18 protein-coding genes and 2 tRNA genes are annotated in these 19,368 nt (G+C 72.9%); 12 read left to right on the top strand and 8 right to left on the bottom strand.

Features of this window, described 5'->3' with window-relative positions:
• Positions 1–332: MarR family transcriptional regulator (locus AB0J39_RS23350; RefSeq protein ID WP_363468174.1), on the bottom strand; the 332-nt coding region annotated here is incomplete at its 3' end.
• Between the two features lie 49 nt (positions 333–381).
• On the opposite strand from AB0J39_RS23350, the gene AB0J39_RS23355 reads away from it, so the two are divergent.
• The 5 genes from AB0J39_RS23355 (at position 382) to AB0J39_RS23375 (ending at position 4,449) form a co-directional block, all read left to right on the top strand.
• On the top strand, positions 382–774 hold the full coding sequence (locus tag AB0J39_RS23355) for a VOC family protein (protein WP_363468176.1): 393 nt from the start codon (positions 382–384) through the stop codon (positions 772–774).
• Between the two features lie 204 nt (positions 775–978).
• On the top strand, positions 979–1,701 hold the full coding sequence (locus tag AB0J39_RS23360; protein ID WP_363468178.1) for a hypothetical protein: 723 nt from the start codon (positions 979–981) through the stop codon (positions 1,699–1,701).
• 231 nt (positions 1,702–1,932) lie between these two features.
• Positions 1,933–2,931, top strand: coding sequence for a YihY/virulence factor BrkB family protein (locus AB0J39_RS23365; RefSeq protein ID WP_363468180.1), 999 nt, complete (start codon positions 1,933–1,935; stop codon positions 2,929–2,931).
• Positions 2,928–3,701 carry a phosphatase PAP2 family protein gene (locus AB0J39_RS23370; RefSeq protein WP_363468181.1) on the top strand — a complete coding sequence of 258 codons (774 nt, stop codon included), beginning with the start codon at positions 2,928–2,930 and terminating at the stop codon, positions 3,699–3,701. Before AB0J39_RS23365 ends, AB0J39_RS23370 begins: the two co-directional genes overlap by 4 nt.
• On the top strand, positions 3,685–4,449 hold the full coding sequence (locus tag AB0J39_RS23375; RefSeq protein WP_363468182.1) for a phosphatase PAP2 family protein: 765 nt from the start codon (positions 3,685–3,687) through the stop codon (positions 4,447–4,449). The genes AB0J39_RS23370 and AB0J39_RS23375 overlap by 17 nt, the downstream gene beginning before the upstream one ends.
• 65 nt (positions 4,450–4,514) lie before the next feature.
• Here AB0J39_RS23375 and AB0J39_RS23380 read toward each other — a convergent pair whose 3' ends face one another.
• From AB0J39_RS23380 to AB0J39_RS23395, 4 genes are all read right to left on the bottom strand, one after another.
• On the bottom strand, positions 4,515–5,252 hold the full coding sequence (locus AB0J39_RS23380) for a hypothetical protein (RefSeq protein ID WP_363468184.1): 738 nt from the start codon (positions 5,250–5,252) through the stop codon (positions 4,515–4,517).
• 328 nt (positions 5,253–5,580) lie between these two features.
• Positions 5,581–5,651, bottom strand: a tRNA-Cys gene (locus AB0J39_RS23385).
• Positions 5,652–5,681: 30 nt separating this feature from the next.
• Positions 5,682–5,753, bottom strand: a tRNA-Gly gene (locus tag AB0J39_RS23390).
• Positions 5,754–5,807: 54 nt separating this feature from the next.
• Positions 5,808–6,470: an ACT domain-containing protein gene (locus AB0J39_RS23395; RefSeq protein WP_363468185.1), complete on the bottom strand. Its 663-nt coding sequence runs from the start codon at positions 6,468–6,470 to the stop codon at positions 5,808–5,810.
• 102 nt (positions 6,471–6,572) lie between these two features.
• Between AB0J39_RS23395 and dusB the strand changes: the two genes are divergently transcribed.
• The 6 genes from dusB (at position 6,573) to AB0J39_RS23425 (ending at position 13,699) form a co-directional block, all read left to right on the top strand.
• Positions 6,573–7,685 carry a tRNA dihydrouridine synthase DusB gene (dusB, locus tag AB0J39_RS23400; protein ID WP_363468187.1) on the top strand — a complete coding sequence of 371 codons (1,113 nt, stop codon included), beginning with the start codon at positions 6,573–6,575 and terminating at the stop codon, positions 7,683–7,685.
• A gap of 193 nt (positions 7,686–7,878) precedes the next feature.
• Positions 7,879–8,445 (top strand): DUF4291 domain-containing protein, encoded by a 567-nt coding sequence (locus AB0J39_RS23405; RefSeq protein WP_363468189.1) that lies wholly within the window; start codon positions 7,879–7,881, stop codon positions 8,443–8,445.
• 67 nt (positions 8,446–8,512) lie between these two features.
• A complete protein-coding gene (ccmA, locus tag AB0J39_RS23410) occupies positions 8,513–9,139 on the top strand; it encodes a heme ABC exporter ATP-binding protein CcmA (protein WP_363468191.1) in 627 nt (208 codons plus the stop codon).
• Positions 9,136–10,668, top strand: coding sequence for a DUF6297 family protein (locus tag AB0J39_RS23415; RefSeq protein WP_363468193.1), 1,533 nt, complete (start codon positions 9,136–9,138; stop codon positions 10,666–10,668). The genes ccmA and AB0J39_RS23415 overlap by 4 nt, the downstream gene beginning before the upstream one ends.
• Before the next feature lie 134 nt (positions 10,669–10,802).
• Positions 10,803–12,746, top strand: a complete 1,944-nt coding sequence (locus AB0J39_RS23420; protein WP_363468194.1) for a TRAP transporter fused permease subunit — start codon at positions 10,803–10,805, stop codon at positions 12,744–12,746.
• The gene (locus AB0J39_RS23425; RefSeq protein ID WP_363468196.1) at positions 12,743–13,699 is read left to right on the top strand and encodes a TAXI family TRAP transporter solute-binding subunit; all 957 of its coding nucleotides are present in this window, start codon (positions 12,743–12,745) and stop codon (positions 13,697–13,699) included. The genes AB0J39_RS23420 and AB0J39_RS23425 overlap by 4 nt, the downstream gene beginning before the upstream one ends.
• 41 nt (positions 13,700–13,740) lie before the next feature.
• On the opposite strand, the gene AB0J39_RS23430 is transcribed toward AB0J39_RS23425, so the two are convergent.
• A complete protein-coding gene (locus AB0J39_RS23430; protein ID WP_363468219.1) occupies positions 13,741–16,230 on the bottom strand; it encodes a DUF3516 domain-containing protein in 2,490 nt (829 codons plus the stop codon).
• 138 nt (positions 16,231–16,368) lie between these two features.
• Here AB0J39_RS23430 and AB0J39_RS23435 point away from each other — a divergent pair, with 138 nt between their 5' ends.
• Positions 16,369–17,517, top strand: a complete 1,149-nt coding sequence (locus tag AB0J39_RS23435; RefSeq protein WP_363468198.1) for a histidine kinase — start codon at positions 16,369–16,371, stop codon at positions 17,515–17,517.
• Between the two features lie 75 nt (positions 17,518–17,592).
• Here the strand turns inward: AB0J39_RS23435 and AB0J39_RS23440 are convergent, their stop codons facing one another.
• Both AB0J39_RS23440 and AB0J39_RS23445 read right to left on the bottom strand, forming a co-directional pair.
• A complete protein-coding gene (locus AB0J39_RS23440; protein ID WP_363468200.1) occupies positions 17,593–18,015 on the bottom strand; it encodes a M15 family metallopeptidase in 423 nt (140 codons plus the stop codon).
• Positions 18,016–18,500: 485 nt separating this feature from the next.
• Positions 18,501–19,196, bottom strand: coding sequence for a rhomboid family intramembrane serine protease (locus tag AB0J39_RS23445; RefSeq protein WP_363468202.1), 696 nt, complete (start codon positions 19,194–19,196; stop codon positions 18,501–18,503).
• Between the last annotated feature and the right edge of the window lie 172 nt (positions 19,197–19,368).

The following is a 19,368-nucleotide window of genomic DNA, read 5'->3' on the forward strand; positions in this document are numbered from 1 at the left end:
GCCTCCAGCGTGGCCCGGCCCCCGGGGCTGACGGCGACGCGGTAGCGCCGCCGGTCCACCGGGTCGCGCTCGCGCTCCACGAGGCCCAGCGGCACGAGCGTGTCCATCACCGCCACGAGGTCGCTGGGGTCGATGCCGAGCCGGGCGCCGAGCTCGCGCTGGGACGCCGGGCCGAAGTCGCGGAGCGCGGCGAGCACGGCCATGTCCCACAGGCCGATGCCGTGCGCGCGGAGACGGTCGCCCAAGCGGCGCCGACCGGCGATGCCCACCTTCGACAGCAGGAACGCGGTGATGGCGAGCAGGGAGGGGGGAAGTTGCGGCACCTCACTCACAGAGAGCAGGATAGGGCAGGCCAATCATTGGTGCTACCCAAGGATTTCCATGGACGCTCTCTACCCCCGCGTGCTCACCGCCAGGTTCGCCGACGCCTTCCGCTTCTACGACGGCCTGCTCACCGTCGTCGCCGGGGCCCGGCTCGTCAAGGGCTCCGAGGACGGGCCGTACGCCAACTGGGACCGGGAGGCCGAGGCGGTGCTGGCGCTGCTCGACCGGTCGATGCTGGAACGGGTGACCGGCATCGGCCTCGACGGCTCCGGCGGCGCGACGATGCTGGTCCTGACCGTGGACGACGTCGAGCGTGCCGCGGCCGTGGCGGCGGCGTGCGGCGGCCGGGTCGTGGTGCCGCCGGGCGACCGGCCCGAATGGGGGCCGACCTGCCGCACCGCCCACCTGCGCGACCCCGACGGCAACCTCGTCGAGCTCCAGTCCTACTGAGCGCGGCGCCGTCCGTCGGCCTCCCCGGAGCGGGATCGCGGCGTGCGGCGGGGCGGCGCCGGGCTTGCGGGCGGCTTGCAGCGGTTGCGGAAAGCCTGCGGCAAGGGGCGTGCAGGCGAGCGGGCCTATCACTGAGGAGTACCGACCCGGCGGCGACGGCCAGACCGGGAAAGCACCCTCACCCCGCACTTCCAGGAGACAGTCATGAAGCGCACCCTGCTCGGTCTGGCCGCCGCCGCGATCTCCGGTCTGGCCGTCACGGCCTCCGTCACCCTCATGGCCGGGCCGGCCTCCGCGACCGGCGACTACGGCCCGGACACCTGCGTCGAGGGCTACGTGTGGCGCGAGGCCCGCCCCAGCGACCACGTCTGCGTGACCTCCGCGACCCGCACCCGGACCCTCGCCGACAACGCCGCCAAGGCGTCCCGCTGGACCTCCGGCCCGTTCGGCCCGCACACCTGCACGACGGGCTACGTGTGGCGCGAGGCGTTCAGCGGCGACGACGTGTGCGTCACCCCCGCCGTCCGCGCGCAGGCCAAGCTCGACAACGGCAAGGCGGCCGAGCGCAAGGTCTCGGCCAGGCTGTGGATCACCCGTTACACCGTTCCGCCCGTGGACAACGGCGACGGCACCTCCACCAGCACCTCCGTCGACGACATCCCGCGCCTCAAGATCAACGGCGACCACTTCAACCACGGGCAGGTCCGGCTCTACATCCGGTACACCAGCGGCAAGGTCTACTGGAGCGGCACGGTGACCGCGAGCGCGCACAGCGGATACGTCGCCGGGAGCTTCGGCAAGAAGACCGGCGTGTTCGACTGCGCCTTCGGAGGCAAGCCGGCCAACGCATACGCCCAGGCGCAGGACGTGATCTCCGGCCGCTGGTCGGCCAAGGTCCCCGTACGCGTCGGCTGCGCCGTCCTCTGACTCCGAGGGCGGAGATTTCCCATAACCGGCGAACACGGAGGACCGGCCCGGTCGGGCCGGTCCTCCGGCGCGTCACGGCACGACCGCGGCCGGGGTCCGACGATCTTCTGGTAGGGCCGGCGTTCCAATCGTCGTGATCGGGGTAGTCGGTGGGCCGGCGGGGACCCACCGGAGGCCGGCCCGCGACCCGGCCTCCGGCGGGTCCCCACCCCCGATCTGTGAGGGACTGACATGGGAACCGCGACCCCGGTGCCGGAGACCAGGAGCATGAGCGGCGACGAGCTGTCGGCCGACGACGCCTACGCCGCCATGCGACGGTACGGCGGCTGGCACCTCATCCGTGACGCGTACGTCCGGTTCAGATACGGCGACGGCGTGAGCAACGCCCGCGCCCTCGCCTTCCAGACCTGCCTCGCGATCATCCCGGGAGCGATCGCCGTCGTGGGCCTGAGCTCGGTGCTGCACCAGGAGCGACTCGGCCGGCTCCTGGAGCTCACCCTGCGGCGGCTCACCCCCGGCGCGGGCTCGCGGGTCATCCAGGAGACGCTCAGCCAGAGCCACCACGCCTCGGGCGCGGGGGGAAAGCTGGCCCTGTGGCTCGGTCTGCTGACCGCGCTGGTGTCGCTGACCACGGCCATGGGCCAGTTCGAACGCGGGGCCAACCGCATCTACGGCATCGAGCGCGACCCCCCCTTCGCGGCCAAGTACGGCAGGGCGCTGCTGATGGCCGTCACCGCGGGCCTCCTCATGAGCGTCGGGTTCGTCATCCTGGTCGGCGGCGGCGCCGTCGGCGAGGCCGCGGCGCACGCCTACGGCTGGAGCGAGACGACCGAGCGGCTGTGGGGCTGGCTGCGGTGGCCGATCGGCTTCCTGCTCGCCGTCCTGTCGATCTCGGTGCTCTTCCGCGCCTCGCCCCGGCGCAAGCAGCCGGGCCACACCTGGCTCGCGGTCGGGGCGACGGTCGCCGTGCTGCTGTGGACGCTGTTCACCTGGCTGCTCGCGCTCTACACGGCGGGCAGCGGCACGTTCGGCGCGACGTACGGACCGCTCACGGCGATCATGGCGTTGCTGCTGTGGTCGTTCCTCAGCTCGATGGCGCTCTTCCTCGGCCTGGCCTTCTCGGCGCAGCTGGAGGCCTGCCGCGCGGGGTGCGGCGAACCGGCGGAACCCGACCCCGGCCCCGCCCCGGCCCCGGCGCGTGAGCCCCAGCCCGTGGGGAGCGGCCGATGAGCTGGTGGCGCAGGCGGTTCGACCCCCAGCACGGGCTCGGTCTGCGGCTGACGGTGGCGGTGGCGGCGGTGGCGCTGATCGGGGTGCCGTTCACGGTGCTGCTGGTCTTCGTGAAGACCTCCTTCGGCCCGCTCACCGAGATCGACGAGGGCGCCGCGCGGGACCTGCACGTCTACGCGGTCGGCAACCCGGGCTTCGCCCGGCTGATGGAACTCGTCAGCGACGTCTTCGCGCCGCTGACGTGGCGGATCGCGGTCGGCGCCGCGGTCGCCTGGCTGGTCTGGCGCCGCGCCTACCACCTGGCCCTGTGGGCGGCCACCACGCTCACGGTCGGCGGCCTGCTCGGCCTCGCCCTGAAGGTCGTCGTCGCGCGGGCCCGGCCCAGCCTGCCCGACCCCGTCGCCATCGCTCCCGGCTCGTCGTTCCCCTCGGGACACACGGTCAACGCCACGCTCGGGGCCGGGATCCTGCTGCTGCTCGTCCTGCCCCTCGTACGCGAGCGGGGGCGCGCGATCGCCTGGGCGCTCGCCGTGCTGATCCCGCTGGCGGTCGGTTTCAGCCGGATCGCGCTCGGGGTGCACTGGTTCAGCGACGTGGCGGCGGGCCTGGTCTTCGGCGTGGCCGTGGTGGCCGCCACGGCCGCCGCGTTCGAGACCTGGCGCCGGCGGGACGTGGGCCGCCGCCCGGCTCAGCCGTTAAGCGAGGGCGTCGGGCCGGAGGCTAAGAGCGAAATCACCCCCCAAGGAGGACGAATTGGCCACCGTTCGTGAACGTCCGGCCCGCAGCGGAGGGGGGACGTCCTCCGCTCCCGCTCACGGAGTCGCCGCGGAAGCAGGCCGGCGGATCCTGCTCCCGCTCGTGCTCATGGCCCTGGTGACCCTCGGGCTCGGCCTGCTGATCACCAAGGTCATGGAGCACTCGACGCTCGTCGCGCAGGACGAGGCGGTCAGCCGCGAGATCGCCCAGGAGCGCACGCCGTTCTGGAACGAGGTGACCCACTACGCCTCGATGCTGTCCGACACCCCCGTGATCATCGTGGTGACGGCGATCATGGCGCTGCTCTTCCGGCTCGCCTACAAGCGCTGGCGGGAGTCGGTCTTCCTGGTGGCCGTCGTCTGCGCCCAGTCGGCGATCTTCCTGCTCGCGACCGTGTTCGCGCAGCGGGCCCGCCCGCACGTGCCGCACCTCGACCCCGCGCCGCCGACGTCCAGCTATCCGTCGGGGCACACAAGCGCCGCGGTGGCGTTCTACTGTGGCACCGCCCTCGTCCTGACGCTGCACACGCACCGCCACACGATCCTGAAGGCGCTGTGGTGGCTGCTCGGCGCGGGCGCGGCCCTGGCGGTCGGCCTTTCGAGGCTCTACCGGGGCATGCACCATCTGACGGACGTGAGCTGGGGCTACGTGCTCGGGATCTTCTGCGTGGTCGTGCTCGCCCAGGCCCTGCTGCTACGGCCGCTCATGGAGTCACGGCGTGCCGCGAGCAGACGATCCGTACGCGGCGCCGCGCGGGCCTGACCGGCTCCATCCGCCTCCGGTCCGACCGGCTCCCGCTCGTGGCCGGGAGCCGGTGGCCGGGGCGGTCAGGCCGACACGCCGGTGAGGCGGCAGGCGTCGGCCCAGCGTGCGGGATCGACCGTGGCCCGAGCCGGTCCGGCGGCGGCCCCCACGCCGGCCGTCGAGGCGGTGCCCACGGCGGTTCCGGCTGTGGTTCCGGCGGCGGGGCGCAGCAGGGCCCAGCAGTCGTCGATCGCCTCGGCCAGCAGATCCCGCAGCAGCGGATCGGGGTCGGGCACGCACGCCTGGGCGATGCCCCGGACCGCGAGCTGCACGGTGTTCGGCGCGGCGTACCGGCGGAACCCCTTCGGCGAGACCCGTACGCCGCGCCCGAAGGTGTAGGCCCAGCGGGTGGCGTCCGGCACCTGGGCCAGCGCCTGCCTGCTGCGCTCGCTCAGGTCGTGGGCCGGGCGGCCCTCCAGTTCGGCGAGCACGTGCTCGCCCGACAGGATCGAGACCGCCATCGCGAGCTGGCGCTCGTGCGCGACGACCGGCAGCGCGGCCCTGGCCGAGCACAGGGCGATCCGCGCGTCGAGCCGCGGATCGTCGCCCGTCAGCCCGATCACCGACGGGATCAGCTCGGCCAGCCGGGGCCGGGCGGCGTCGGAGGTGTGGTCGTTGACGAGCCGGGCGAGCCCGGCGAGCAGCGGGTGTGTGCACGACGGATGGTCGCTCCACCGCTCACCTGCGAGGTAGGACGCGAACTCCATGAAGCAGGCGCCCTTGCTGGGATTGCGATGCTTGCCACGAGACAGCATGGGCATCGCTGAGGGCATGTGACCGTGCACGAGCTACTCCACGCTAAATCGCCTATGGTGTCCCTTTCAGTGTGCGCCCGGCACGGGGCATTGAGAAGAACCCTTACTCCGACTTGTCCTCCATGTGGCGGAACGCACCAGTGGCGGCCGTACGGATGCGCCGATGAGCGGTGCGGGCGTCGCGGGGTGTGCCTTTCCGCGGTGGTGCCGGCTCTACCGTCGACCGGCACATGCGCGCCGGCACGGCCCGGAGCCAAGGGTGACAATCGTGGAAGCAAACAGCGGGCGTCGCATGACTCACGACGCCCGCTCCAGAACCGAATTTCAAAAAAAGAGGTGGAGACGGGATTTGAACCCGTGTACGCGGCTTTGCAGGCCGCTGCCTCGCCTCTCGGCCACTCCACCAGAGCGAGGCCCGCATTCGTGACCTCTCGGAGCGGAAGACGGGATTCGAACCCGCGACCCTCACCTTGGCAAGGTGATGCTCTACCACTGAGCCACTTCCGCGTCCGCCTCGCGGCGACGTGGCTACTGTACCGGGTTTTCGCCCCCAGTGTGTACTCAGAACGGCCGGGCGATCGGTCTGCGGAAGGCGCGGTCGGCTCCCCGCTCGATCGCGGGCAGGGTCAGGAAGATCTCCAGGATCCGGGTGAGCCGGTGCACCTCGTTGCGGTGGAAGGCCGGCCCCTCCGCCCTGGCCAGCATCAGCGCCAACGCCAGCGGCGGCAGCGGTGCGACGATCACGTGCAGGCCGGACGGCAGCGTGGTGGCCGTCGGCCTGGGCGGGGTCTCCTTCGGGAACGGGATGTCCTCTGGGGCGCGCCAGCTCGCGTACACCGTGACGCGCGGGTCCTTCTCGGTCGCCGCCGCGGCCCAGCCGGCGCTGAACAGCACCGGCATGGAGTCGATCAGCGTGCCGAGCGCGCGGTCGCCCGCCGTGGCGAGGAACTTCAGGATCTCCAGCTCCGGGTAGGTGCCGGGCGCCTCCCTGGTGCCCCAGATGCCCTCGATCCGGACCCCGTCCATGTCCTCGAGGGCCCGTACGAGGTCCTCGCGGGGGGCGGAGTCGGGCCAGTACACGGTGAAGTCGTCGAGGGCGCGGCCGTCGCCCCGGTCGAGCACCGTCACCTGGGTGATGTCGGCGCCCGCGGTCCCCAGGACCCCGGTCACGTGGCTCAGCGAGCCCGGACGATCCGGCAAGGCGATTCTCAGCCGCAACAGCATGACGACCTCCCCCACCGTTGGTCCAGGTCAGATTATCCGGGGCAAAAGCTCCACGTCCACGATCTTGTACGGCTCACAGCCGGCAGCGGGGAAAATGAACGTGTGAAAGTCGGCGCGCTCGAGGTCTGGCCCCCGGTGGTGCTCGCTCCCATGGCGGGCATCACGAACATCGGTTTCCGCACGCTCTGCCGGGAGCAGGGCGGCGGCCTGTTCGTCTCCGAGATGATCACCTCCCGGGCGCTGGTCGAGCGGGTGCCGCTGACGTTCCAGATGATCCGGTTCGGTTCGGAGGAGTCGCCCCGCAGCATCCAGCTGTACGGGGTCGACCCCGCCGTGATCGGCAAGGCCGCACGGATGATCGCCGAGGAGGACCTGGCCGACCACATCGACCTGAACTTCGGCTGCCCGGTGCCCAAGGTCACCCGCAGGGGCGGCGGGTCGGCCCTGCCGTACAAACGGAACCTGCTGCGCGCCATCCTGCGCGAGGCGGTGGCCGGCGCCGGGCCGCTGCCGGTCACGATGAAGATGCGCATGGGCATCGACGAGGACCACCTGACCTACGTCGAGGCGGGCAGGATCGCCGTCGAGGAGGGGCTCGCCGCCGTCGCCCTGCACGCGCGTACGGCCCGCCAACACTACGGCGGCACCGCGCACTGGGACGCGATCAAGCGGCTGAAGGACGCCGTGCCGGAGATCCCGGTGCTCGGCAACGGCGACATCTGGAGCGCCGACGACGCGCTGCGCATGGTCGCCGAGACCGGCTGCGACGGGGTGGTGATCGGGCGGGGCTGCCTGGGCCGGCCGTGGCTGTTCCGCGACCTCGACCTGGCATTTCGCGGCTCGGCCGAGCGCACCCGTCCCCGCCTCGGGGAGGTCGGCGCGATGATGCTGCGCCACGCCGAGCTGCTCTGCGAGGTCATCGGCAGCGAACGCCACGGCCTGGCCGACTTCCGCAAGCACGTCGGCTGGTATCTCAAGGGCTTCGTCGTCGGCGCGGAGACCCGCCGCGCCCTCACCTCGGTCACCGGGCTGTCCGAGATGGCCGAGCGGGTCGCCGAACTGGACGTGGACCAGCCCTGGCCGGACGAGGCCGACGGGCCCCGCGGCAAGAGCGGCGAGCGGTCCAAGGTGTCGCTGCCGCACGGCTGGCTCGACGACCCCGACGACATGACGATCCCCGGCGCCGGAGCCGAGGACGCCACCTCCGGCGGCTGAGGGGCGTTCACGGCGCTCGCTGTGCTCGCTGTGCTCGCTGCGCTCGGGCGGTTCGGGCGGTTCGGGCGGTACGGGCGGCTCGGGCGGTACGGGCGGCTCGGGCGGCTCGGGCGCCCGGGGGCCTCGCGGGCCGTGGGAACCCTGCGGGAAAAGGCTTTGCGCCGCGGAGCCCGGCGATGACAGGGTGCTCGGCGTGCCGTCGCAGCACCAGGTCCGCGCCGACTACGATGCCGAGACGATCGTGGTCTATCAGGCGTACCCGGCGGGCGTGGCGGACCCGGCACTGAGCGCCGGGCGGTTCGTGCCGCCCTTCTCGTTCACCCGCATGACGTGGATCAAACCGTCGTTCCTGTGGCTGATGCACCGCAGCAGCTGGGCGCGCAAGGCCGGGCAGGAACGTGTCCTGTCGGTGCGGATCACGAGGCGGGGATGGCACGAAGCCCTCTCCCGGGCGGTGCTGACGACCGCGGACCCACTGTCGGTCGGCCGGGCGGCGGTGCACGTCCAGTGGGATCCCGAGCGTTCGTTGCGCGGGGCGCCGCTCAACCACTACAGCATCCAGGTCGGCATCGGCCGTGACCTGATCCGTACGTTCGCGGACGAGTGGGTCGTGGACCTGGCCGACCTCACCCCGCGGGTCCGCAGGATCGCGAGCCTGGTGCAGAGCGGGCAGGCGGCGAAGGCCCAGCGGCTGCTGCCGCCGGAACGGATCTACCCGGTGCCCGAGGAGATCGGACGACGGCTGCTCATCCGCCCCTGAGGACGGACCGCGCGGCCGCTCCTGTGGACCCCACCACGTGTGAGCGTCGCGCACGTAGGCTCTGGGCATGGCGAACGCGATCATCACGGCCCGCGGGGTGGGGCTGGACCTTGGCGGAGTGCCCGTGCTGCGCGGCGTCGATCTCACCGCGGCCCCGGGTGAGATCGTCGCCGTGATGGGGGAGAACGGCGTCGGGAAGTCCACGCTGCTGCGCTGCCTGGCCGGTCTGCACCCCTCGCCGCGCGGCGAGATCGACGTCCTCGGCGGGCCGCCGGCGGACCTGCCGGACTTCTGGCGGCACGTCGTGCAGGCCGGCGACGAGCCCGCCTGGTATCCGGGCCTGAGCGTCCGCGAACACCTCGAGCTGATGGACGCCGTGCACCAGGACGCCCGGCTGACGGTGGACGAGGCGCTGGACGCCTTCGAGCTGACCGCCAGGGCCGATCTCACCCCGTTGTCGCTGTCCACCGGCCAGCGGCAGCGGCTGTCGCTGGCGATGGCGCTGCTCCGGCCGAGCCGCCTGCTCCTGCTCGACGAGCCGGAGCGCGGCCTGGACGCCGGGTTCAGACGGCGGCTCGCGGCGATCCTGCGCGACTACGCCGCCGGGGGAGGCACGGTCGTGATGGCCACCCACGACGCGTTGCTCGCGCAGGACGCGGGAGCCCGTGTGATCACGCTGCGGGCGGCGTCGTGATCCCGGCGGCCGCGCGGACGCATCCCGCCTTCGCCTACCTGCGCGCGCACCGTGGGCGACCGGCGACCTGGTCGGACCGGTACACCAGCGTTTTCGGCCTGCTCGTCGCCGCCGCGGTGTTCGGCCGCCCGGTCGCCGAGGCGCTCGCCGGGCTGGCCCGGCACGCCGACCCGGCGCGGCTCGGCGCCGGGTTCGCGCTGGTCGCGGCGGCCTACGCGGGTTTCCTCGCCCTGGCGCGGGCGCTCGGCCCCGTCGTGCTGCCCGCCGCCGACGCCGCATGGCTGGTGACCTCGCCGCTGCCCCGCCGGGCCGTGCTGAGCCGTACGGCACTGCTCCTGCTGTCGGCGGCGGCGCTGGCCGGGGCGGCGCTCGGGCTCGCGGCGCTGTCGGTGGCCGGGGCTCCCGGCGAGCTCGGTGTGCGCCTCGCGGCGGCGCTGGTGCTCGGCGTGGCCGCGGGCGTGGGCGGCATGGCCGCGGCGGTGCTCGGCCAGCAGTCCCCGGCGGCGGACACCCGGCTGCAGCTCCTGATCGCCGGCATGTTCTCCGTGGCCGTGCTCGCGGCCGTGTCCGGCGCGGGCCCCGGCCGGCGGATCCTCGCCGCCGTCGCCGGGGCGCCCGCGTCCCTGGGCGCGGCGGTCGCGGGCGTCGCCTCCGTGGTGGCCGCCTTCCTGGCACAGCGGGCCTGGGCGGCGCTCGGCCGCATCCCCGCCCGCACGATCCTGGCGTCCTCGACCCGTACGGCGCGGGTGACCTCGGCCGCGACCATGCTGGATCCCGGAATGCTCACCTGGGTCGCGGAGGACGTCCACTGGCGCGGCCGGGCGCTGCGCTCCCGCCCCTGGCCGCGCCTGGTGTCGCGGCTCGGCCCGGCGCCCGCGCTGGCGTGGCAGGAGTGGCTGCGGGTGGGCAGGCGACCGGGCCGGCTGGCGGCCCTGCTCGGCGCGGCGGCGCTGCCCGCCGTCTGCGCGGACGCCGTCGGCGGCACGGCGCCCGCCGCCGGGGCGCTGCTGTGCGGGGTGTTGCTGTGCGGGGCGCTGACCGCCGCCGCGATGTGCACCGGAGGGGTCCGGCGCGACGGCGGTGACCCCGCCCTGGCCCGGATGCTGGCCGTGGACGCCAGGGCCGCCACGGCCGCCCGGGCGGTGCTGCCCGCGCTGCTGGCCGCGGCCTGGTCGGCGCTCGCCCTGGCGGGCCTCCAGGCCACGGGCGCGCTGCCGGCCGGGGCCTGGTGGACGCTCGGGCCGACGGCCGCGCCCGCGCTGGCGGCGGGGGCGCTGCGGATGGCCCGGCGCCGGCCCGTCGACCACTCCATGCCGGTCATCGACACCCCCGGCGGCGCGGTGCCGACCGGCCCGCTCATCTGGGCGGCGACGGGGCCGGACATCGCGCTGCTCGGATCCCTGCCCGCGCTCGCCGCGCTGGTCACGCGGCCCGCCGACGTCGTGCCGTACGTCGCGGCGCAGGCCCTCGCCGGGGCCGCGGTGCTCGCCGCCCTCGTGCTGCGGTCCCCCCGGAGAGCCCGCGGATAGCCACCGTCGCCGGCCGGCGCGGGTGAGAACGGCGCTACGGTCCGTGACCGGACTGTGATCCGGATTGTGACTGCGCCGAGTCAGATCTCGGCGTACCTTGCGGTCAAGGGCTTGCCGCATCGCAGGGGAGACGCGTGACCGAGACCCGGCACGAGACGTCGGCGGAGGACCTCGTCGCCGAGTTCGACGCGGAGCGTCCCGCGCGGCGCCTTCCGGGCCGTCCGGCGGCACTCGTCACGATCGTCGCGCTCGCCCTGTCGCTCTACGCGCTGTACCAGACCTTCCGGCCGGGGCCGGTCCTGCCGTACCGGATGGCGTTCCTCGCCGTGGTGCTGCCGCTGGCGTTCGTCTGCTACAAGGCGCGGCGCGGAGGCCGGGACAGGCCCGGCGTGCTCGACTGGGTGCTCGCGGCGCTGTCCCTCGCGGTCTGCGCGTATCCGCTCGTGGTCTTCGACGACCTCATCCGCCGGGCGTACGCGCCGACGCCGCTCGACGTGGCGGCCGGAGCGCTGCTCACGCTGCTGCTCCTGGAGGCGTGCCGGCGGACCGTGGGCTGGATCCTGCCCGTGGTGTGCGCGGTCTTCGCGGCGTACGCCTACTACGGGGGCTACCTGCCCGCGGACTGGTCGCTGGGCCACCGGGGCTACGACCTGGACCGGATCGTGGCGGCGTTCACGATGGGCACGGAGGGCGTGTACGGCGTGCCCCTCGACGTCGCCGCGACCTACATCATCCTGTTCACGATCTACGGCGCGGTGCTCGACCACTCGGGGGCGGGACGGTTCTTCGTGGACGTCTCCTTCGCGGCGTTCCGCCGTTCGCGCGCCGCGCCGGGGCGCACCGTCACGCTCGCGGGGTTCCTGCTCGGCACGGTGAGCGGTTCCGGCGTGGCCACCACGGTGAGCGTGGGCAGCGTGGCCTGGCCGATCCTGCGCCGGGCCGGCTATCCGCGCGAGCAGGCCGGGGGAGTGCTGGCCGCGGCCGGCATCGGCGCGATCCTGTCGCCCCCGACGCTGGGCGCGGCGGCGTTCATCATCGCCGAGTACCTGCGGGTGAGCTACCTGACCGTGCTCGTCTACGCCACGATCCCGACGGTCCTGTACTACCTGGGCGTCTTCCTCGCCATCGAGATGGACGCCCGCAGGTACGGCACGCACGCGGTGCCGGTGGACGCGGGCCGTCCCTGGCCGCTGATCAGGCGCTTCGGCTACCACTTCAGCTCGTTGTTCGTGATCATCGTTCTGATGGCACTCGGCCAGTCGCCGTTCCGGGCGGTGGTGTACGCCACGCTGCTGGCCTTCGCGCTGTCGTTCCTGGACCGCACCCCCGGCGGCGAGAACCGGCTCACGCCGCGCCGCGCCGTACGGGCCCTGGCGGCGGGCGCGACGGGGGTGCTGCCGGTCGCGGTCACCTGCGCGGCGGCGGGGACGATCGTCGGCGTGGTCACCCTCACCGGGCTCGGGCTCAAGGCCGGCTCGCTGATCGTCGGCCTGTCCGGGGGGAACCTCGCGGTCACCGCCGTCGCCTGCGCGCTGGCCGTGCTGCTGCTCGGGCTGGCCGTGCCGGTCACGGCGTCCTTCGTCATCGCCGCCGTGATCATCGGTCCCGCGCTGCTGAACCTCGGCGTGACGGCGGCCGAGGCGTACATGTTCATCTTCTACTACGCGGTGCTGTCCGAGGTGAGCCCGCCGACGGCGCTGTCGGCCTTCGCCGCCTCGGCGATCACGGGCGGCAACGCGCACCGCACGATGTGGGCCACCTGGAAGTACACGCTCCCGGCGTTCCTGGTGCCTTTCGCGTTCGTGCTCACGCCGCCCGGCGCGGCCCTGCTGGCGCAGGGCCCGATCGGCGAGGTCCTGCTCGCCGCGGCCGTGTCGGCGCTCGCGGTGGCCGCCCTCGCGGTGACCACCGGCGGCTGGATCGCCGGCCCCGCCGGACCGGTCGAACGGGGCCTGTGCGCGCTCGCCGCGGTCCTGCTGCTCGTCCTTTCGCCCGGGCCCGTGCTGGCCGGGCTGGGCGCCGCGGTCCTGGCGCTCGCCGTTCACCTCGTCCGCAGACACAGGGAGGCGCGACTGTGAGGATCAGGCTCGTGACGGCGCTGGCCGTCACCGTGGCACTGCTGGCCGGTGGTTGCGGGGGCGACCGATCGGCCGGGCGGGAAGGCGGAGGCACCCGCCTGTCGATCGCCACCGGCAACACCACCGGCGTCTACTACGTGCTGGGCGCCGGGTTCGCCGAGCTGATCGACAAGCACCTGCCGGGCCACCGGGCGACCGCGGAGGCCACCGGCGCTTCGGTGGAGAACATCCAGCGCGTGGTCAGGGGACAGTCGGACATCGCCTTCACGCTCGCCGACACGGCCGCCGACGCGGTGAGGGGCACCGGCGCCTTCACCGCGCCGCAGCCGATCCGCGCGCTCGCCCGGCTCTACGGCAACTACACCCACGTGATCGCGCGGACCGACGCCAAGATCAGATCCGTCGCCGGCCTGCGCGGCAAGCGTGTGTCCACGGGATCGCCGAACTCGGGCACGGAGGTGATCGCGCTGCGGCTGCTCGCCGCCGCCGGGCTCGACCCGGACAAGGACGTCGAACGTCAGGCGCTGTCGCTGCCCGAGACCGTGCAGGGTCTCAAGGACGGCACCCTCGACGCGCTGGTGTGGTCGGGCGGCCTGCCCACCTCGGGCATCACCGACCTGGTGACGAGCATGCGCGACGAGGTGACCTTCGTGCCGTTGGACGACGTGCTGCCCGCCGTGCGCGCCGCCCACGGCCCCGTCTACGCCGAGGGCACGATCCCCAAGGGCGCGTACGGCACGGCGTCCGACGTGCCGACCATCGTCGTGCCGAACCTGCTCGTGGTGAACGCGTCGATGGACGCGAAGCTCGCGGAGGAGCTCACCCGGCTGATCTTCGACCACAAGGCCGACCTGGAGAAGGTGCACGTGTCGGCCAGGGACATCACCCTCGCCGAGGCGCCCAGAACCGACCCCGTGCCGCTCCACGAGGGCGCGAGGAGGTTCTACGGCTGAGGGGCCGACCCGGATGAGGCGCTGCCCGGCCTGGACGCGCGCTAGAGGCGGGTGAGGCCGGTGACGTGGAGGACGGCGTGGCCCTCCTCGTCGGAGGCGGCCAGGTCGACCTCGGCGCTGATGCCCCAGTCGTGGTTGCCGGCCGGGTCGTCGATGATCTGACGCACCCGCCACAGCTCCTTCTCCTCCTCGATGAGCAGGAGCGCGGGACCGCGGGCGGCCGGGCCGGTGAGGACCTCGTCGTGCTCCTCGTAGTAGGCGTCCATGGCCGCGCCCCAGTCGACGTCCGGGTAGAGCTCGACCAGCTCCTCCTCCCGGTCCAGCGCGATGAGTTCCACCATGCGGAACATCGCGTTGCGGACCAGCACCCGGAAGCCGCGCGCGTTGGCGGTGACCGGACGGGTCCTGGTCTCCAGCTCCTCCCCGGCCTTCAGCGCCTCGGCGGGGTTGGCCAGCTTCTCCCACTCGTCGATGAGGCTGGAGTCGACCTGGCGCACCAGCTCGCCGAGCCATTCGATGAGGTCCACCAGGTCGTCGGTCTTCAGGTGCTCGGGCACCGTCTTCGACAGCGTGCGGTAGGCGTCGGCCAGGTAGCGCAGCACCGTCCCCTCCGAGCGGGCCAGCTCGTAGAACTGGATGTACTCGGTGAAGGTCATGGCCCGCTCGTACATGTCGCGCACGATCGCCTTGGGGCTGACGACGTGGTCGCCGACCCACGGATGCCCGCGCCGGTAGGTCTCGTACGCGCCGAAGAGCAGGTCGGCCAGCGGCATCGGGTGGGTGATCTCGGCGAGGCGCTCCATCCGCTCCTCGTACTCGACGCCGTCGGCCTTCATCTGGGCGACCGCCTCGGCCCTGGCCTTGTTGAGCTGGGCGTGCAGGATCTGGCGGGGGTCGTCCAGCGTGGACTCGACGATCGAGACCAGGTCCAGCGCGTACGTCGGGGACTCGCGGTCGAGCAGCTCGAAGGACGCCAGCGCGAACGTGGCCAGCGCCTGGTTGAGCGCGAAGTCCTCCTGCAGGTCGACGGTGAGCCGGGCCATCCGGCCGTGCTCGTCGGGCTCGGCGAGCTTCTCCACGATGCCGCCGGCCAGCAGCGAGCGGTAGATCGCGATGGCGTGGCTGATGTGGCGGCGCTGCGCCTTGCGGTCCTCGTGGTTGTCGGTGAGCAGCCGCTTCATCGCCTGGAAGCAGTCGCCGGGCCGGTTGATGATCGACAGCAGCATGGCGTTGCTGACCTTGAATCGGGAGGTCAGCGGCTCGGGCTCGGCCGTCTGGAGCTTCTCGAACGTGTCCTCGCTCCAGCCGACGAACCCCTCCGGGGGCTTCTTGCGCGCGTAGCCGCGGCGCCGCTTGGGGTCGTCGCCGATCTTCGCCAGCGCCCGTTCGTTCTCGATGACGTGGTCGGGCGCCTGGCAGACGACGTACCCGACCGTGTCGAAGCCGGCCCGGCCGGCCCGCCCGGCGATCTGGTGGAACTCCCGCGCCCGCAGGCGCCGCACCTTGGTGCCGTCGAACTTCGACAGCGCGGTGAACAGCACGGTGCGGATCGGGACGTTCACCCCCACGCCGAGCGTGTCGGTGCCGCAGATCACCTTCAGCAGGCCCGCCTGGGCCAGCCGTTCCACCAGGCGGCGGTACTTCGGCAGCATCCCGGCGTGGTGCACGCCGATGCCGTGCCGTACGAGCCGGGACAGGGCCCGGCCGAAGCGGGTGGTGAAGCGGAAGTTGCCGATGAGGGAGGCGATGGCCTCCTTCTCGGCCTTGGTGCACATGTTGATGCTCATCAGGGCCTGGGCGCGCTCCATCGCCGCGGCCTGGGTGAAGTGCACGACGTAGACCGGGGCCTGCTGGGTGGACAGCAGCTCCTCCAGCGTCTCGTGCAGGGGAGTGGTCCGGTAGGAGTAGATCAGCGGCACCGGCCGCTCGGCGTGCTTGACGACGCTCGTGGGGCGGCCCGTGCGGCGGGTGAGGTCGGTCTGGAACCGCTCGACGTCGCCGAGCGTGGCCGACATCAGCACGAACTGCGCCTGCGGCAGCTCCAGCAGCGGCACCTGCCAGGCCCAGCCGCGGTCGGGCTCGGCGTAGAAGTGGAACTCGTCCATGATCACGGTGCCGACGTCGGCGTCGGCGCCGTCGCGCAGCGCGATCTGGGCGAGGATCTCGGCGGTGCAGCAGATGACGGGCGCGTCGGCGTTCACGGTGGCGTCGCCGGTCATCATGCCGACGTTCTCGGTGCCGAACAACGCGCACAGGTCGAAGAACTTCTCCGACACCAGCGCCTTGATCGGCGCGGTGTAGAAGCTGATCTCGTCCCGGGCCAGCGCCGCGAAGTGCGCCCCGGCGGCGACGAGGCTCTTGCCCGAGCCCGTCGGCGTCGACACGATCACGTTGTTGCCGGAGACGACCTCGATCAGCGCCTCCTCCTGCGCCGGGTAGAGCGTGAGCCCCCGATCGGCGTTCCACGACAAGAACGCGTCGAACAGCGCGTCGGGTTCGGAGTCGGACGGAAGACGGCGGAGGAGGCTCATGCTTTCGCTCACGCCTCTTATCCTGCCCAAGACGCATGACTGTTTCGACCGCCCCGTCGTACGGCAAGCTGTGGCACAGCTACGTCAAAGGGGTGTGGCGCTGCACGAAGCCGCAGGTCAAACCCACAAACTAGCGGTATGGGGGAGAAGTGGGCCGGGCTCGCGGCGCGCCGGGAGGCGGCGGCCGACGTGCTGCTCGCCGTCGCCGTCCTCGCTTTCGCGGTTCCGGCGGTCGTGTTCGGCCGCTCCTTCCCGGCCCTGCCGTTCCTCGCCGTGCCGTGGTGGGCGCAGATCGCCGTGGGGGTCGCGGCGGCCGCGTCCATGCTGGTGCGGCGCAGTGTGGCCTGGCCGATGGTCGCGGCCACCGTCGCCTGCGCCCTGCTCGCGGGCCAGACGATGCCGCTGATACTGGCGGCGTACTCGATGACCTCGCGGAACACGGTGCGCTCCTGGCCGTGGGCGACCGCCGTGCTGGCGGGGGTCTACGCGCTGGCCGACTACACGAGCCCCTACACCGACAGGCTGCCCGTCGCCGTGACGGTGCGGGCGGTCACGCTGATCTTCCTGCCCGCGCTGGTGGGCACCTGGGTGTGGCGCTACCGCTCGATGATCCGGGAGCTGCGGGCGGGCGTGCGGGCGCGGGAGGAGCGTGCCGCCGCCCAGGAACGCCGCCGCATCGCGGGCGAGCTGCACGACACGGTGACGCACGCGGTCACCGTGATGGTCCTCAACGCCGGCCTCATCCAGGACGCCGACGAGCTCGACGAGATCCGCAAGCTGGCCAGGAACATCGAGGACAAGGGCGTGCGGGCGCTGACCGAGCTGCGCGAGCTGCTCACGGCGCTGCGGCGCAAGGACCTGCCGCCCTCGGCGGAGAGCGTCGAGGGGATACCGCGCCTGGTCGAGGAGAGCAGGGCCACCGGCCTGCGCGTCGCCCTGCACTACGACGTGCCGGAGGAGGCGCTGCCGCGGCAGGCCGGTCACGCCTGCTACCGCGTCGTCCAGGAGGGCCTCAACAACGTGCGCAAACACGCGCCCGGGACCGACGTGCAGGTGGTCTGCGAGGCCCACGGCGACGTGCTGAACGTGTCGGTGGTCAACAGCGGCAAGAGCCGGGCCATGCCGGTCCGGGTGCCCGCCGACGCGGGGGGCGGTTACGGGCTGCCCGGCCTTCGTGAGCGCGTCGCGCTGGTGGGCGGGCGGCTCACGTACGGGCCGACCGCCGAGGGCGGGTTCGCGCTCACCGCCCGCATCCCCTTCCACCTGCCCGACCACGGCGAGCCCTGATCCCGTCTTCCGGCGGCGGCGCGGGCGCCGCGAGCACCGGCCGCGCTTGCGGGGGGCAGGGCCGGGAGGCGGCGGTCACCGCCGCATCCTCGGGTCCTGGGTGGGGTCGGCATACATACGCGGACAACCACGATCGATCGCGTCGGTGCGCAGTTCGTAGTGCCAGGGTTCGTTCACGTAGATCTGGCACAAGCCGTACTCGGCGCCATGGTCGGACAGCCACGCCGTCGCATCGGAGTGCCCGACGTCGACCGCGTCCCCCGTCACGTGAGAGGACGTCGCCGGGGTGGCCACCCATCGCGCGGCCTCGTCTTCGGACCCGTACTTGGAGACCGCCTCGCGAAGAAGCTGATTCTGGTACTCCGGAGAGCGCCAGCCGCTGTTGACGTAGAACTCGACTCCGTCGTCCGCGGCGTCCGTCGCCGCCTGTCGGAGGGCCCTGAGCAGACCCCGGTCGAGGTTGACGACACCCGGAATCCCGTCGTCGAAGACCGTCACGCCGTCCGGGACGACACCGTCGGCTTCGCCGGGCGCACAACGGCGCTCACTGTGACGGGCATCCGGCGACGATGCCGGGGAGGCCGTGGCGGGAGGCGGGACCGGGGAGTGCTTGCGGGCCGGTGCGGCGGCCGGGGAGGACGCCGGGATCGGCGCCGGTGACGAGTGCCGCACGGGGGATCCGGCCGAGAAGAACGAGCAATGCGGCGACCGGTGGCCGAGGACGGCGATGATGGCTGCTGTGACGACTATCAGGCCGGCGACCAGGAGCCGGCGCATCCGGCGGGCCCTCGTCCGTGCCGATGGTGGGGTTTGAGCCATGCGGCCAGTCAAGGGAGTGGGCTGTTGCCGGCACGTATGAGGTTTTCGATACGCCGGCGACACGCGCCGGCTCGTAGCGTCGCCTCCGCGTGCTCCCCGCGGGCGAACGGCGTGGACGCCGTGGCCGTGGAATCCTCAGGACGGCGCCGATGGCCGCGCGGGGATCAGAGGCCGAGGTCTTCGATCTCCTTGAGCAGGGCCGACCGGGAATCGGGCGGGGCCGCCTTGCCGGGGGCGGCGCTCCCGTTCGTGCCCCCGTTCATGCCCCCGGTCGCGGCCTTGGCCCGCCGGTCGCGGAACAGGTAGCCGCCGAGGATGCCGCCCGCGAAACCGAAGACGTGCGCCTGCCAGCCGATGCCCTCGGCCGGCAGCAGCCCGGCGAACTGGTAGGCGAAGCACAGACCCATGACCAGGCCGATGACGATGTCGATCAGGTGCCGGTCGAAGGCTCCGCGCACGAGGACGTACCCGAAGTAGCCGAACACCAGCCCGCTCGCGCCCGCGCCGACCGTGGAGGAGCCGGCGGTGAACCACGAGCCGAGCCCGCTGGCGACGGCGATCAGCCCGGTCACGCCGAGGAAGCGCCGCACGCCCCGGTAGGCCGCGAGGAACCCGAAGATGAACAGCGGACCCGAGTTGCCCTCGATGTGGGCCCAGCTCCAGTGCAGGAGCGGCGCGGAGACGACCCCGGGGAGCCGCTCGAGGTCCCAGGGCCTGATGCCGTAGCTGTAGCTGAGCGAGTAGTCCGCCGCCCAGTTGGCCACCTGCACGACCCAGATAAGCCCCAGGAAGCCGACCATGACCCAGAAGGCCTTGCGGGCCTCGGCGATCATGATCTCGGCGGTGCGGCCGTCGCTCACGGGACCTCCCTGTGCCTGAAGGCCACGCGGTCGCCGAAGACGGCGCGGCTCCTGAGGATCACCCGGGAAAGATACCGCCGACGGCCGCACGAGTCACTGCGCGCCGGCGCCAGGAGCGCGGCACCGCGGTGGGGCCGCGCGGCGGGAGCGGGTGCCGGGCGGCTCCTGAGCG

It is taken from the genome of Microbispora sp. NPDC049633 (assembly GCF_040675265.1).
In the GTDB taxonomy this organism is placed as follows: domain Bacteria; phylum Actinomycetota; class Actinomycetes; order Streptosporangiales; family Streptosporangiaceae; genus Microbispora; species Microbispora maris.

Bases quoted from the DNA above. Each gene is read 5' to 3' on its own strand.
- AB0J39_RS23355 (WP_363468176.1), top strand. From the start codon at position 382: ATGGACGCTCTCTACCCCCGCGTGCTCACCGCCAGGTTCGCCGACGCC.
- AB0J39_RS23360 (WP_363468178.1), top strand. From the start codon at position 979: ATGAAGCGCACCCTGCTCGGTCTGGCCGCCGCCGCGATCTCCGGTCTG.
- AB0J39_RS23365 (WP_363468180.1), top strand. From the start codon at position 1,933: ATGGGAACCGCGACCCCGGTGCCGGAGACCAGGAGCATGAGCGGCGAC.
- AB0J39_RS23370 (WP_363468181.1), top strand. From the start codon at position 2,928: ATGAGCTGGTGGCGCAGGCGGTTCGACCCCCAGCACGGGCTCGGTCTG.
- AB0J39_RS23380 (WP_363468184.1), bottom strand. From the start codon at position 5,252: ATGCCCATGCTGTCTCGTGGCAAGCATCGCAATCCCAGCAAGGGCGCC.
- AB0J39_RS23395 (WP_363468185.1), bottom strand. From the start codon at position 6,470: ATGCTGTTGCGGCTGAGAATCGCCTTGCCGGATCGTCCGGGCTCGCTG.
- ccmA (WP_363468191.1), top strand. From the start codon at position 8,513: ATGGCGAACGCGATCATCACGGCCCGCGGGGTGGGGCTGGACCTTGGC.
- AB0J39_RS23430 (WP_363468219.1), bottom strand. From the start codon at position 16,230: ATGAGCCTCCTCCGCCGTCTTCCGTCCGACTCCGAACCCGACGCGCTG.
- AB0J39_RS23435 (WP_363468198.1), top strand. From the start codon at position 16,369: ATGGGGGAGAAGTGGGCCGGGCTCGCGGCGCGCCGGGAGGCGGCGGCC.